This is a genomic window from Pontibacter ramchanderi, assembly GCF_002846395.1.
Lineage (GTDB): Bacteria > Bacteroidota > Bacteroidia > Cytophagales > Hymenobacteraceae > Pontibacter > Pontibacter ramchanderi.
Genome location: NZ_PJMU01000002.1, coordinates 694502 through 708703 on the forward strand (window position 1 = coordinate 694502; position 14202 = coordinate 708703).

Sequence of the window (14202 nt, forward strand, 5' to 3'; positions counted from 1 at the left end):
ATAGGGCCCCTCCCCCAAGGATTTACAGGATTAGGGATTCTCAGGATTCCGTGCACGTTTATACCCACCCCTGCACCTCCCAAGAGGAGAATCCCGCCGCTGCCATACCTTAGGTATAAACTTCGTTGTTTAAGTTCTAACCCACACATACCCCTGGCAGGTACAGCAAGGCTAACTTGCCCCTTACACTACGAAGCAAATAGCACTAACCAGGTGCACTTAAATGATTACCCACTGTTTGAGAGTTCAGCGAGTGGGGGTAGGGCCCCTCGATTTGGGGAATCTTGACTTTTTTGCCTACTTTGGGGGTAGGGGCCCTCGATTTGTGTCAAGACAAAAAGTAGGGCCCGCTCGGCCAGGGCAAGCTATAAAACAGGATAAGTCAAGATTCAGACAAGCAGCAGCTACTCCAGGTATAGGTATAGCCACACGACTCGCTATACCTAGCGAGAGCAGTCACGAGCGAGGACGATCGCTTCATAAGATGCTCTACCGCATAGAAAATAAATGCATTTCACAATAGAAACCCACTATACCCACCACACCACATTTTATAGTAAACTTGCATCGCAAAATCATATAAGTAAATGAAAGTCATAGAACCCGCTACCCCCGAGCAATACAAACAATACTACCAACTCCGCTACTACACCCTGCGCAAGCCCTGGGACCAGCCAGAGGGCAGCGAACGGGCAGACGACGACGAACAGGCGATTCATGCTATGCTGGTAGACGACAACAACGAGGCGGTGGGCGTTTGCCGGCTGCACCTGAACACACCAGAGGAAGGGCAGTTGCGCTTTATGGGCGTGCGGGGCGACAAGCAGGGCCAGCGCCTCGGCGACCAGTTGATCAGCTACCTCGAAGACCGTGCCCGGCAGCTCGGCGCTACTTTCATGACCTTGCAGGCACGCGAGAATGCCGTAAACTTTTACCGCCGCAATGGGTATGAGGTAGTAGAAAAAACATACCTGTTGTTTGGCTCTATTCAGCACTACAAAATGGCCAAGCAACTGTAAGCACGTTGCAAAAATGGCTTTCGACAATAAGAAGAAACTTTTCCTGGCCGCCGGTGCCGTTGTGGTTGGCGCGGCTATCATCAGTAGTTGCAGTAGTACAAACGCACCGCTCGAAACAGTGCCAAACGTGGACCTGGAACGCTACATGGGCAAGTGGTACGAGATCGCTTCCATTCCGCAGCGCTTTACCAGAGGCTGTAGCTGCACCACGGCCAAATATAGGCTCAATGCAGAAAAAGGCTATGTGGAGGTCTACAACTCCTGTCTGAAAAAAGGCAAGGTAAGCGATGCCACAGCAAAGGCCTTCCCGGTGGAGGGCAGCAACAACAGCCGGCTTAAGGTGCAGTTCTTCTGGCCTTTCAAAGGCGACTATTGGATTCTGGAACTTGACCCGGATTACCGCTACGTGATGGTGGGCGCCCCCGACCGCGAAAGCCTCTGGTTCCTGTCCCGCACTCCTACCCTCGACGAAGCCACTTATGCCAGGCTGGAGGAGTCGGCCAGGGAGAAGGGCTTCCCGGTAGAACAGTTGCATAGGACAGATCAACAGTGCGCTGAGTAGCGTCCCTTTCAATCTCTATACCTGAGAGGAAATCTAATAAGCCCGTCACAAACCAGTGGTGTCGGCGGCCGCATCGGCAGGTATGGGAGAGCGCTGCAGCACGGGGTCGTCTTCCTGGTTGAAACGGTCGGCACTGAACACGAACGACACGACGCCCAGCAGCAGCACAAACACAAAAGGGAACACAAGGTTGCGGTAGAAGAACTTGTGCAGCGGCTCGTGCAGTTTCTGGAAGCGCTTCAGGTATAGAAAGAGCAACACGCCAGCCAGCAGGTACAGCGGCACCACTGCATAAAATAGCACTTGCCAGCCATACCAGTTCTGGTACCGGAAAATAAGCGCCAGCAAGCCCGAAACCAGCGAAAAACTGCTGAACGCACCCAGCAGCGCCAGCCATACGTTAGACACGATGTAGAAAAACGACAAGCCCACCTGCACCAAAAACAGCAGCATAAGCACGGCCATGGCAAACACAAACACAAAACTGCCTCCCGTCAGGCCAAGGAATTTCATGGCAACACCTACCATGGCCATGCCCATGGCAATGTATAGCAGCAGCGTAAACGAGCGGATAAACGAGATCAGCTGATAGCGCACATCAGCTACCAAGGATCGTCTTTCGTGTCGTAAAGGAGGCTGCTCGAAGGTCATGACAGGTGTTTTAGTCTTGTTTACGCATTTCCCGGCGGCGCATCGGCATCTGGTCGATTATTTTGAAGACCTCCTCCAGGGGCACGGCTTTTTGGCTCCGGTATTTCTCCAGGCCATCTTTCCCGAGCAGCAGCAAGGTATAGCTCCCTGCCTCTACCCCAAACTTCCTGAGCAGGTTTTCCCGCATGTTGGCCGCGTTGCCGCCCGGCACCAGCTCCAGCACCTCAAGCTGCCGCTCAGCTATACCTGACTGGCTTTTGCGAATCATCTCCTGCTGACTAACCAACACAGTATTCTCCATGGCGGGCGCGAAGAGCAGCAAAAGGCGCTTCTCCCATTTGTAGATTTCCAGATCCATCTCTCTTTTGTTTTGTGCCTGTGTGGCAAAGGGTATGCTGCACAGGCAGCAGAGCACCGTAATATTTAAAAATAGCTTTCCCATCTCTTTGTCATACGCAGGTATAACAAGCAGGGCGAAACAGGAGTTATGCCGGCAGGTAGCTAGTTTGGGGTGTTAGAGTACGCAGGGGTAGTCGCCTGGTGGCGCGTAGTATCCGGTTGCTTGCCTGCAGGGTACAGGGGCGGCGCTTTTTGGTGATGTGTGAGGGCCTCGGATGCGATCGGATCGCCGGTGTCCCGTTTGAGGGCGCCGTTCAGAATAATAAGCTTGAAGAACAGAATGAACCCAACCACTGCCATTACGTGCACCAGCAGCGCTCCTTTGTTGTACCTGTCGGTTGGTGAGGCGAAAACAGTGATCAGGCGCCTGATGAGTAGCACGGCGCCTATGACCAGCACCAGCAAGGCTACCAGGTGGTAGGCGGCCGGCGCGTGGGCGTACTCCCAGCCAAAAAGCAGGTAGGTAAGCCATACCAGTGCCGTGCCTCCCGCATAGTAAGCAAGCCCACGGGCTATACCTGCAGCAAACTTCTTCTCAATGTGCATGTCTCATTTCACTTCGGTGAGCTCAATTTTGTCCCACAGCAGGCCCTACACGACCGGCTGCAATTACTGCCCTCCCATTCCGCTCTGCAGCGGAGAAGGCCTAGGGTCCGGGTATCATGTTTTGGTCCTCAAGGTAAGGTTTATTTCTGAGATGTCGACTGCCGCTTTGGCACTATCAGGGCCCTGTTTTCATCATAAAGGCCTACCAGCACACTGTTCCCTTCGCCATCCACTTTCAGCCCGCCGTAAGCAGCTTGTTCAAAGGTTTTCGCCTGGCCTTCCTCAAAAAAGTAAGACTCCGCCCCCAGGTTCAGCGACCACCCGCCTTTGCTATACCTGATCAGGATTTCCCCTTCGTGTAGCGGCTCTTTTTCGGGTTGGTAGCGCACCAGCTGCGCCACATTCTGTGAGTCGAGCTGCACCACGGCGTAGCCCCGGTTGGGGAGCTTTTCCAGTTCCCGCGTCTGGCTGATGGCGTAGCTGAGCACCATGTAGTCGCCCTGCATGAGCGAGCGCGGGTCTACTGGGGCAAGGCTCAGCAGCACCAGTTGACCGTCCTTCAGCAGCTCTTCCTTCTCTACCACCGTCAAGTTGAAAAAGGCCAACACCGCTACCAAGTTCACCAGCACGACAATAGATTTGATGTTACGTTTCATGATTTCGCAGATAACGGTTTAACAGGTATAGGCCACCTAGAAACAGAGCGCCCGTGAGCATCAGCACCCCGGATTTAGCCAGGAGTGTCATGTTGAGGTCGTAGTAATAGAGCACCAGAAAATAGGCCAGCGCCAGCAGCCCGACCCACAGGCCTGTTCTGTGGCCGATATAGAAACTGGATAACACCACCAGCAACGCACCCGGTACCGAAGGCGCCAGCACTGTAGGCAGCAACACCAGTCCGCAACAGGTATAGAAAATAGCCAGTGTCATTTTATCTGTCAGCCCACTTTCGCGCAGCACCCGGTGTAGCAACAGCAGCAGGCAGCCAATCAGAAACAAACCCGATACCCAGAAATATGAAATGTGGGTGGAGAGCAGTTTCTGGTGCACAAACAGCACCAGCGTAAAGATCAGGGAGAAAATGAGCCCGATGCGGACCGGACCGAAAACCAGTGCAAAGCGCCGCGACAGGGCGAGCAGCCTCGCTTCGTATAAGCTCATGAACGCCACCATACCTGCCAGCAACACCACCAGCACATGCGACAGGTTGTATACCTTGTGGATGAAGATCAGGCTCAGCAGACTACCGTTGAGCACCAGCACCGAAAGGAACACACAGATCGCGCTCTCCGAGAAAAGCAGCACCAGCAGCGCAGCTATACCTAAGACCGATGCCACGGCTGTCATGTTTTCGGACATGATTCCGGTACCGATCGCCAGTAGTACGTAGCCGGCAATGTTGAGCGACACGCCAATGGCCTCAGCCGTAAACGTTTTCTCGACACGGATCAGCGCCTCCGCCCCTACCAGGAAACCGGCTCCGAAAAGTAGCATGCCTATACCTGAGTTGTAAAGTCCGGCCGCGAATAAAAAGCCAAGCAGCGTAGACATGGCCAGCAAACCGCCCAGTATAGTGAGCAGCTTCACCGGCCAGCGCTTGAGCAGCGAGGAGGAGTGGTCTATTTCTGCCGCTATCGCCAGCTCGTCGTAACGGAAGTCGGGTTGCTCCTGCGCTATTTGCTGCAGCAGGGCGTTTAGTCGAAGTGTCTCTTTATCGGCCATGCCACTGACGGTTAAGTTTCCCCAGGTACTGCACAAGCAAGGTGATACTGCCCACCACAAAGAGCGTGGCCAGCAAGAGCATAATTTCAGGCACGTTCTCACCAATTCGAACCAAGATGGCTGTTACAACGGCTATGGCACTAAAGGGCAACGCCGTGAGGTAAAAGATGTCATGCACCTTCAGGCCGTAGGCTATACCTGCCCCATACATGGCCGCGCCGAGCAGGTAAGCTAGCCCAAAGTCCTCTCGTATACCTGCAAACAGTGAGGAGATCATGCTGCAGGTGATAAATGTGATCGCAGCCAACCCCACGAGCCTCGGAAACCAGCGGTGCTGTATACCGACACGAGCTTTTGCAGCCAGCACTTCCCATACCATCACTGCTGTTGCGTTGAGGATAAAAAGCACATCCAGCACCACTGCAAAACTCCAATGGGTAGCAACCTGCTGGGTATAGAGCACAAACGTGGTGTTGAGCAGCACCAGAAAGATGAACCACAGCGGCTGAAACCTGGCCACAACCACCCACAGCACCACGCACATCGTCCAGCCCAGAAAGAAGTCGTAGGCATTGGCACCCGTCTGATAGATTTGCCCAAACACGGCAAAAAGCACACCCATCAGCATAGTGCTGGCCGTGAGTAGCACGTTCTTCACGGTACTACTGAGTTTGGTAAACACTGCCCCAAAGGTCACCGCCAGTATCAGCAGCTCGATCAGGCCCAGCTTCACGAACTTGTGCATGTCGGCCCAGTTGTAGGCGAAGAAGAAGATGATGCCCGAGATGAGAAAGCTGCCTCCGAGCGCGAGCAGGAACAGCCGGATGAATTTTACCCAGTCCTGCGGACCAGTATATACCTGCCCTTTGCGGAGCCAATCGGCTATACCTGCCTCGCGCCAGTTGCTGTGCCGGGTAATGCTGTAAATGATGTCGCGGGAGAGTTTCATGGGATCGTTTGAACAGGTGTTGTCATTTTAAAATGGGTAGTGTAAAGTGATTATTAATAATACTGCTCCACTTCCTGCTTCTCAGGCATTTGTCTTGCCAGGCTATCACGGGTGTTTTTCTGCACCGCAATAGCCGCGAAAAGGCTCAGCAAAAACGACATGCCGTAGAAGCCTTTTTCGCTTAGCAGCAGATCGGCATTCCAGAGCCCCACGGTCAGCAGCACGATTGCCAGCAAAGTAGAAAACCAGCTAAGCCCGTAATAAATGTTGGTAACCGGAATACCTTCCAACTGGTCGCGCACGCTTTTTTGGAGTGAGATGGCGGAGAACAGACCGAACATCAGGATGGCAAAATAATAGCCCTTTTCGTTCAGCATCATGTCGGCGTTCCACAGTCCGATAAGGTAAGCGGTTATACCTATGAGTAAAGTAGCCCAGGAGGCTGCTACAAATGCGTTGGATGGTTTCTGATTCATGTTCGTTTTTCGTTAAGTGATGAATCAAAGGTATAGCAGCCCCAAACGTTTTCTTTTGACAATTGTCAAAAAAGGAAACCTCTTAAACCTGGCTCCGGATCCTGCTCAGCGTTTCCTGGCTGATGCCCAGGTAGGAAGCAATTTGCCCGAGCGGGATCCGCTGTAGAATATGCGGTGAGCTTTCCAGCAGTTGTTCATAGCGCTCACGGGCCGTCTTGAACTGCATGGCCATCAACCGCTCTTCCAGCCGGATGTAGTACTGCTCGTTGATAATCCGCACCAGGCGCTCCAGGTCGTGGTGCTGGTCGAACAACTGGTGTAAGACTTCCGCGCTGATCCCCCACAAGGTAGAGTCCTCCAGCACCTGTATATTTTCAATACCTGGCTTCCGGGAAATGAAGCTGTAAAACGAGGTAATGAAATTATGCTCGAAGCCAAACCAATACGTCACTTCTTTCCCATCCAGGTTATAGTATCCGCGCAAACAACCTTGCTCCAGGAAGTACAGCTTGTTGCACACCGTTCCTTCTTTTACCAGAAAGGAGCTTTTGGGAACCTCCACCCGCGTCAGGGCCTTGGAAAGCGCCTCCCACGCAGGTAAAGAAATAGGGTAGTACTGGGAGATGCAATGGTGTAGGGCGTTCATGTTGGGGTGATTTGAGCAGTGTTTAGGTTTATATATTGAAGAGGGAATGGATTTATCTGGCTTATCTAAGGCGCTTTTCCACGCACTGAAGCTTATTTTTCATACCTCTTTTTGTCCCAGGCAATCACCTTAACCCCTGTTGAATAATGGCTCAGATCTGGTGTGCCGCTCAGTAGCTTGCCAAATCTGGGGTAATTGACGTTGATGTGCTCCAATGCTACTTCATATGTCGGCCACTCAACATGGTGAATCTCGAATTCATTTATGGAGGTTTCTGTATCCTGAAACAGCGCATATCTTTCGGTTAGCCATTTGTCCAACTGGGTTTTCTCCGTAAGTGGTGGCCCAATCTTGTAATTTAGCTCAAGCCTGTCTTTGAAAAGGCTATTTTCAGCATAATAGTGATTGTATGTCCTTTTGATTTTTGAGAAGCGGTAAGGTAGCGCTGATAAGGTTTTGGCGATTTGGCAAGATAGTTTCGCGCCGCCTTCAATGCTCAGGAAGTAGACACCCGCTTTGCCTTTATACTTCACGTATGTCCTAATATTGATTTCGTGAAAGTCCGATACAGGGGAGAAAGCAGGCAGGTTTCTTGGCCGTATCTTTTCCATCGTGAAAGCCACCAACGATACCCAAGCCTTGCCCTCCAACAGGTCGATGACCAGGTCGTCAGGGACGAACTGCCTTAGTTCGTTAAGGTCAACCTGCCAGTGCAGAAATACAGCATTATTCCATTCCTGGTAGTACCTCCAATTGCCCGTCGGAAGCACCCAAGGTCTGTGTTCGGTTTGCTGCAGTATCTCTCTAATTCCCATTATGGTTTTTGTAGCGTACGGCTTAGGCTTTGCGGTGGTGCAGCTACCGTAAAGCTCGTGTTGTACGATGTCTTATTTATTTCTTCGTCTATGCCACTCACTCCAAAACTTTTCATAGCCTTTCCTATCAAATTCATCTTCTATTTCCTTTGGTTGGCTGATGAGATAAAAGGCTTCTACCTTGTCTGCAAAAGTGTAGACTGTCTCTTTGTATAAGTCATAGGAAACTATAGCTTCTGCACCTGATTCTGTTGTTAATTTCACTTGATTGTTTGCGTGTCTAACTTCCCAATCAATTCCGCTTGGACAGCACCCTACAAAAACATCATCGTTGTCAGTATCTGCTACGAGGAAGTGTCCACAGCAAGGTATGAGTTGTTCTCCTACAGGCTTCTCTTTAGTATGATTAGATTCTAGTGTGCGTAGTAGGTGCAGAGCTGCGGCGCTTACACACCATTCTGTACCACTGTCTGAAACAATCTCGTCACCGATTCTGACAAATACATATCCATGAGCGCAAATGTCTAATTTTTCAAAATCGTCATCAAGCCATTTGATTCTCCCTAACCTTATTTCAAACTGGTCTCTTTTCATGATTTAGATGACGTACAACTATCTCAAAAGCGTAAACATACGCTTTTCTGCATATTATCAAACATAGCGAAATTCCGTAACTTATCCATCGGATCATCCTACATTTCAAGTACCACCAATTTGACATTAGAGTCAGGCCCCTATACCTTTGACTGTGCATAAACCCAGCGCTATACCCGTGCAAACAACGCAGCAAATAAAAACCCGCATCGCCCCAACCCCCAGCGGCTTTCTGCACCTGGGCAATGCGCTGTCGTTTGCCATTACCTGGGCGCTGGCCCGCAAGCAGCAAGGCATCGTAGCCCTCCGCATCGACGATCTCGACAATGCCCGCTTCCGTCCCGAGTACCTGCAGGATATCTTCGACACGCTCGACTTCATGGGCCTCGACTACGACGAAGGACCGCGCAACCCACAGGATTTTCAGGAGAATTATTCACAACTTTTAAGACTCCCCTCCTATCAACAGCTATTGGATAAACTGGTGCAGCAAGGCATGGTATACGCCTGTCCCTGCTCCCGCAGCCAGATAAACGCCCTGTCGCCGCAGGGGCTCTACCCGCTCACCTGCCGCGACGAACAGCTGCCGCTCGACACACCCAATGCCGCCTGGCGCGTGCGTATACCGGAGGGCACCACCATCAGCTTCGAAGACCAATTGCTGGGCACCTGCACCGTGGCACTGTCCCTCGAAATGCCCGACTTTGTGGTGCGGCGCAAAGATGCTATACCTGCCTACCAGATCGCCTCTATTGTAGATGACCTGGCCATGGGCGTGAACCTGATCGTGCGGGGCGAGGACCTGATGCTCTCTACGGCGGCGCAGCTTTTCCTGGCGCAGCACACGGGGGCTACGGCCTTCACCGAGGCAGCTTTCGTGCACCACCCACTCATCACCGCCGAGGGCAACAAACTCTCCAAATCGCACGACTCGCTCTCGCTTACCGAGATGCGCAAGGCAGGATTCACCCCGTCACAACTCTGGCAAAAACTGACGGAGCTGCTCGGCTGGCAAAGCGCAGGTATAGCCGATGCCCAAAGCTTCCTGCAGCGCTTCGAGCTCCAGGACCTGCCACGGCACATCGCGCAGGTATAGCCGCTGGCAGGCGGGCACAAAAAAGCCCTGCTGCTTTCCAGGCTATACCTGAAACCACAGCAGGGCTTCTCAACTTACGTAGTCCCTTACTTGTCCTTACTTGGCTGCCTGTACTTTTACCGGCACTTCCAGGTTTTCCCAGCGCAGCACAATGCCGTCTTTGGTCACGTCATACTTCAGTTGCTCGCTCATGGAGGCTGCCTTGCGCGGCTTGGCTTTTACGCGCAGCGCGTCCTGCTTCTCGTCGTACTGCGTGCCCCACTGCTTGGCGGTCTTGTTGAAGATCACCGTCCACTCGTCTTCGCCCGGTATAGTATAAAAGCTGTAGGTGCCGGCCGGCAAAGCTTTGCCTTCTACCATCAAGGCTTTGTCGGTGGTGATGGTCGTGGCCTCGTTGGCACCCGAGCGCCATACCTTGCCGTACGGCACCAGTTCCCCCCAAATGGTGCGGCCCTTCACAGACGGGCTGCCGTAGTTGATGGTAACAGTGGCACTGCCGATCTTGCCCGTGGCCGTGGCCGGTGGACTTGCTTTTGGCTTGGCATCCTGTGCCCAGGCGGTGGATGATACCAGTATGCCAACCAGCAGCATGGCGAGCACATTCATGAATTTCAGGTTTTTCATAGTGTTTTATTTTGGTTTTGACTGAAAGATAAGCAATTGGCTAATCCTTTACTACTTCATAACGGGCCATTTAGCTAACGAATAGTGGCTCCTCCGGATTGTGCGGGTAAAGCAGCGTATTTCGAGGTGCGCAAGCCACCTTCTGCAGCACCCTGGCTTTTGTTGCGTATAGAAGGAAAAGCTACAGAAAGAGAAAGCCGCGCCACCTATGCCTGCTTACAATCAAAACAGAAGAACTTCCAAGCGAAATCCACGCATTTCTATACCCGGTGACGGCGCACAACCTACTGGTCAGCCGCAGCGCTATACCGCTGGTGCCACACGCAGAAAACTTCGCACCAAATTCCGAAACAGAAAGCGCACACGCGGCTCAGCTGTGAAAGGAGCCCAGAATCGGCTTCGCAATTTCCGGCAGGCCTCCATTCTGGCCGTGGCCATTACAGGCCTGATGCTGATCATGTTCGCTCCCTCCGAAGCAGGTTTGGCCCAGGACAATTACCCCGACACCGTGGCTGTGGTAGAAGAGGTGGCCGTGCAGGACCTAGTGCCAGGCGACACCGCTGCAGCTGAGGTGGTGGTTGAAAAGAACGGCTCTACCAAAGAGGCGGCAGAAGAGGCGATCGGGGCACTGCAGGGCCTTTGGGAAAGCTTCATCTTCAACTTACCCAAGATCGTGATCGCGCTTGTCACCCTTGTTCTGGCCTGGCTACTGGTGCGTGTGCTGCGGGCTATTCTGCGTCGCTCTATCGGCAAGTGGCAAAGTGCCAGCGCCATCATCTCGCTGGTTTCCATTGCCGTTTGGCTGCTGGCCATTGGCGTGGCGCTGAGCGTGGTGGCCGGCGACATCCGGGCGCTGGTGGGCTCCTTCGGCCTGATCGGCCTGGCCCTGTCGTGGTCGCTGCAGACACCTATCGAGAGCTTCACGGGCTGGCTCATGAACTCATACCAAGGCTACTACCGCGTCGGCGACCGCATCCGGGTGGGCGAGGTGTTCGGAGATGTCTACCGCATCGACTTCCTCACCACTACCGTTTGGGAGATCGGGGCTCCCTACCAGCCCGGCTTTGTGCGGGCCGAGCAGCCCACTGGGCGTATGGTTACTTTTCCCAACAACGAGGTGCTCACGGGCACTGTCATCAACCTGACCGGCGATTTCCCCTACGTGTGGGACGAACTGGATGTGGGTGTGGCCAATGAATCGGATATGCCCCTTGCCATGCAGGTGATCGAAAACATTGCGCTGGAGCTCCTGGGCGACTACATGAGGACACCCGCCGACTTATACTCCCAGCTGCTGCAGCAAGCCGGCCTGGACGATACTGTACCGGACAGGCCCCAGGTGTTCATTTCCATGGACGAGTCGTGGACCAACATCACCGTCCGCTACCTGGTAGGCGCACGCGAGCGGCGCAAATGGAAAAGTGAACTCACCCTGCGCATCACCATGGAGCTGAACAAACCCGAATATATAAATAAAATCATACCCGTATACCCACGCCAGCAGGTGCAATTCATTAACCCGGATGGCACTCCCACACAAGCCAGTCCTCCAGCCGCCGGCACAGCATAAGTCTTAATCATTTTAATATCAATCAGCTCCGAAGTTCAAATTTGCTTCAGAATTGCATCGTTCATTTGCATTACAACATTTTTTAAACTTAAAAATCAGGAGTAATGAAAAAGATATTAGTTGGATTTACCTTCGTTATCGGTTCAGTTATGGCAGTGCAGGCCCAGGATGTGGCCGAGAAGGATGTACCGGAAGCCGTGAAGAGCGCTTTGACGCAAAAATATGCCAACGCTACCGATCTGGAGTGGGAGAAGCATGGCGAAAACTACGAGGCCGACTTTGATGTGGACCGCATTGACCACGCCGTGATGATCGACCCGTCGGGCAAAGTCCTGATGACCAGACACGATCTGATGGAGAAAGACCTGCCGCAGGCTATAAAAACCGCCATCAGCCAGAACTACAAAGGCATGCGTGTGGACGACATAGAGCAGGTAGAGAAAGACGGCAATACATATTACCAGTTAGAGCTCGACCAGAAGGGCAAAGACAAAAAAGTGGTGCTGTCGAAGGATGGAAAAGAGGTGACAGAGCCCGCCTATTGGGACTAAGCACCTTTCTTATACCTACCTGAATTCAAATGCCCGGAGCCCCGCTTCGGGCATTTTTTATACCTGCACCTAAAGACTATACCTGACGCTGGGCTGGGTACTGCCCCAGAACGAAACAGAGCAGGCCGTATACTGACGCGCTATACCTGCGTACGAAGAAACGCTAACTCAACCAGTTTTTTATGCGCGTACTCTGGAACTACCTGCAGCCCCACCGCGGGCTCGTGATTCTCTCGCTTCTGCTGGCCGGCACCAGCCAGGTACTGGCCCTCGTCGACCCGATCATCTTCGGCAAGATTATCGACAATTACGCTACGCCGCCATTTACTATGTCGAGCGAGGAACGCGTAAAGGGAGCGCTCTGGCTGATGTTACTGGCTGTGGTGGTGGCGCTGCTCTCGCGGTTGGCAAAGGCTTTTCAGGAGTATTTCACCAACCTGGTAGTGCAGAAATTCGGAGTGCAGATCTTCAACGACGGCCTCAAGCAAACCCTCCGCCTCTCGTACCAGGAATACGCCGACCAGAACAGCGGCGAAACGCTTTCCATCCTGCAGCGGGTGCGCCGCGACACGGAACGCTTCATCAACTCGTTCATCAACATCCTGTTTTCGTCTTTGGTCGGCGTTGGCTTTTTGGTCTGGTATGCCATCACCAAGCACTGGGCACTGGTACCTATTTTCATCATCGGGATGGTGGTGCTAGGCGGACTTACCAGTTTGCTCAGCGCCAAGATCAAGACCATGCAGCGATCCATCAACCGGGCCACGAACAAGATGTCAGGAGTGATTACGGAGTCGCTGCGCAATATTGAGCTGGTCAAAAGCCTCGGCCTGACCTACCCCGAAATTCGTCGCCTGCGCGAGCATACCGAGCGGATCTTTGCATTGGAGATGGCCAAAGTAAAACGGGTGCGCACGCTTTCGTTTCTGCAGGGCACGGCGCTCAACCTGCTCAAACAGTCCATTTTGTTCACCTTGCTCTGGCTCATCTTCCGGGATGTGCTCAGTACCGGCGAACTAATCTCAATGCAGTTTATTTCGGTGAGCATCTTTGGGCCGCTGCAGGACATGGGCACCATCATCCTTACCTATCGTGAAGCCGAGGCCTCGCTCCACAATTTCGACGAGCTGATGAACAAGCCTGTCGAGACCCGGCCGGAGTCGGCGATAAACGTCGGGCCGCTGCAGCAGCTGCGTTTCGAAAATGTGGTGTTCCGGCACAAAGGCGCTCCGCAAAACTCTGTGGACGGCATCTCTTTTGAGGCCAATACCGGCGATACCATTGCGTTTGTGGGGCCGTCGGGCTCCGGAAAATCTACGCTGGTGAAATTGCTGGTCGGGCTATACCTGCCGGCTAGTGGCGAGATCTACTACAACGGCACCCCTGTGAAGGAAATCTGGCTGAACGAGGCGCGGCGGCAGCTGGGTTTTGTGACGCAGGAAACCAATCTGTTTTCGGGCACTATCAAGGAGAACCTGCAGTATGTGAAGCCGGACGCGACGGACGAAGAGGTGATCGCAGCCATGCAAAAGGCCTCTGCCACCGGACTGCTCGCCCGTTCCGAAAAAGGCATCCATACCCAGATCGGGGAGGGTGGTCTGAAAATGAGCGGTGGCGAGAAACAGCGACTATCCATTGCCCGCGCCCTCATCCGCAACCCGCGCCTCCTCATTTTCGACGAAGCCACCTCGGCCCTCGACTCGCTTACCGAAGAGGAGATCACCGCCACTGTGAAGGAAATATCGGCCCTGCGCGAGCAGATCACCATCCTCATCGCTCACCGCCTCAGCACCATCATGCACGCCGACACCATTTATGTGCTCGAAAAAGGCAAAATCGTGGAGCAGGGCACCCATGCCGAACTCGTGGAGCAAAAAGGCCTCTACTACGCCATGTGGCGTCAGCAGATCGGCGAGCGCAAGGTGGAGCTGATCCGGTAGGCGCCCTGCAACCTTCTGCCAGACAGCACGGTATGCAAAACA

The 14202-nt window shown here is 53.2% G+C and carries 17 protein-coding genes; 6 read left to right on the forward strand and 11 right to left on the reverse strand.

The features are described from left to right. The first annotated feature begins 587 nt into the window (after positions 1–587). Together BD749_RS09980 and BD749_RS09985 are read left to right on the forward strand one after the other, a co-directional pair. Positions 588–1019 carry a GNAT family N-acetyltransferase gene (locus tag BD749_RS09980; RefSeq protein ID WP_101444211.1) on the forward strand — a complete coding sequence of 144 codons (432 nt, stop codon included), beginning with the start codon at positions 588–590 and terminating at the stop codon, positions 1017–1019. A 13-nt stretch (positions 1020–1032) separates the two neighbouring features. Continuing rightward, positions 1033–1581, forward strand: a complete 549-nt coding sequence (locus BD749_RS09985; protein WP_101444212.1) for a lipocalin family protein — start codon at positions 1033–1035, stop codon at positions 1579–1581. A gap of 45 nt (positions 1582–1626) precedes the next feature. Here BD749_RS09985 and BD749_RS09990 read toward each other — a convergent pair whose 3' ends face one another. The 10 genes from BD749_RS09990 to BD749_RS10035 all read right to left on the reverse strand — a co-directional run bounded on the left by BD749_RS09990 (position 1627) and on the right by BD749_RS10035 (position 8379). Beyond that, positions 1627–2232 (reverse strand): hypothetical protein, encoded by a 606-nt coding sequence (locus BD749_RS09990; RefSeq protein WP_101444213.1) that lies wholly within the window; start codon positions 2230–2232, stop codon positions 1627–1629. Between the two features lie 10 nt (positions 2233–2242). Next, on the reverse strand, positions 2243–2674 hold the full coding sequence (locus BD749_RS09995) for a DUF4174 domain-containing protein (RefSeq protein ID WP_101444214.1): 432 nt from the start codon (positions 2672–2674) through the stop codon (positions 2243–2245). Positions 2675–2733: 59 nt separating this feature from the next. Further along, the gene (locus BD749_RS10000; protein ID WP_101444215.1) at positions 2734–3177 is read right to left on the reverse strand and encodes a hypothetical protein; all 444 of its coding nucleotides are present in this window, start codon (positions 3175–3177) and stop codon (positions 2734–2736) included. A gap of 140 nt (positions 3178–3317) precedes the next feature. Further along, positions 3318–3833: a GDYXXLXY domain-containing protein gene (locus BD749_RS10005; RefSeq protein ID WP_101444216.1), complete on the reverse strand. Its 516-nt coding sequence runs from the start codon at positions 3831–3833 to the stop codon at positions 3318–3320. Next, positions 3823–4899 (reverse strand): DUF4401 domain-containing protein, encoded by a 1077-nt coding sequence (locus BD749_RS10010; protein ID WP_101444217.1) that lies wholly within the window; start codon positions 4897–4899, stop codon positions 3823–3825. Before BD749_RS10010 ends, BD749_RS10005 begins: the two co-directional genes overlap by 11 nt. Then, on the reverse strand, positions 4889–5848 hold the full coding sequence (locus BD749_RS10015) for a DUF2157 domain-containing protein (protein WP_101444218.1): 960 nt from the start codon (positions 5846–5848) through the stop codon (positions 4889–4891). Before BD749_RS10015 ends, BD749_RS10010 begins: the two co-directional genes overlap by 11 nt. Before the next feature lie 53 nt (positions 5849–5901). Then, on the reverse strand, positions 5902–6324 hold the full coding sequence (gene yiaA, locus BD749_RS10020) for an inner membrane protein YiaA (protein ID WP_101444219.1): 423 nt from the start codon (positions 6322–6324) through the stop codon (positions 5902–5904). 82 nt (positions 6325–6406) lie between these two features. Beyond that, complete coding sequence (locus tag BD749_RS10025; protein ID WP_245868995.1) at positions 6407–6970, reverse strand: Crp/Fnr family transcriptional regulator; 564 nt, start codon at positions 6968–6970, stop codon at positions 6407–6409. Between the two features lie 92 nt (positions 6971–7062). Continuing rightward, positions 7063–7785 carry a YqjF family protein gene (locus BD749_RS10030; protein ID WP_101444220.1) on the reverse strand — a complete coding sequence of 241 codons (723 nt, stop codon included), beginning with the start codon at positions 7783–7785 and terminating at the stop codon, positions 7063–7065. A 72-nt stretch (positions 7786–7857) separates the two neighbouring features. Continuing rightward, positions 7858–8379: an adenine nucleotide alpha hydrolase family protein gene (locus tag BD749_RS10035; RefSeq protein ID WP_101444221.1), complete on the reverse strand. Its 522-nt coding sequence runs from the start codon at positions 8377–8379 to the stop codon at positions 7858–7860. A 154-nt stretch (positions 8380–8533) separates the two neighbouring features. On the opposite strand from BD749_RS10035, the gene BD749_RS10040 reads away from it, so the two are divergent. Continuing rightward, positions 8534–9475: a glutamate--tRNA ligase family protein gene (locus BD749_RS10040; protein ID WP_245868998.1), complete on the forward strand. Its 942-nt coding sequence runs from the start codon at positions 8534–8536 to the stop codon at positions 9473–9475. Positions 9476–9571: 96 nt separating this feature from the next. Here BD749_RS10040 and BD749_RS10045 read toward each other — a convergent pair whose 3' ends face one another. After that, positions 9572–10099, reverse strand: coding sequence for a DUF2911 domain-containing protein (locus tag BD749_RS10045; protein WP_101444222.1), 528 nt, complete (start codon positions 10097–10099; stop codon positions 9572–9574). A gap of 208 nt (positions 10100–10307) precedes the next feature. Here BD749_RS10045 and BD749_RS10050 point away from each other — a divergent pair, with 208 nt between their 5' ends. The 3 genes from BD749_RS10050 to BD749_RS10060 all read left to right on the forward strand — a co-directional run bounded on the left by BD749_RS10050 (position 10308) and on the right by BD749_RS10060 (position 14160). Continuing rightward, a complete protein-coding gene (locus tag BD749_RS10050; protein WP_180336373.1) occupies positions 10308–11669 on the forward strand; it encodes a mechanosensitive ion channel family protein in 1362 nt (453 codons plus the stop codon). Between the two features lie 104 nt (positions 11670–11773). Further along, positions 11774–12220 carry a PepSY-like domain-containing protein gene (locus tag BD749_RS10055; protein WP_101444223.1) on the forward strand — a complete coding sequence of 149 codons (447 nt, stop codon included), beginning with the start codon at positions 11774–11776 and terminating at the stop codon, positions 12218–12220. A gap of 182 nt (positions 12221–12402) precedes the next feature. Then, positions 12403–14160, forward strand: coding sequence for an ABC transporter ATP-binding protein (locus tag BD749_RS10060; protein WP_101444224.1), 1758 nt, complete (start codon positions 12403–12405; stop codon positions 14158–14160). The last annotated feature ends 42 nt before the right edge of the window (positions 14161–14202 follow it).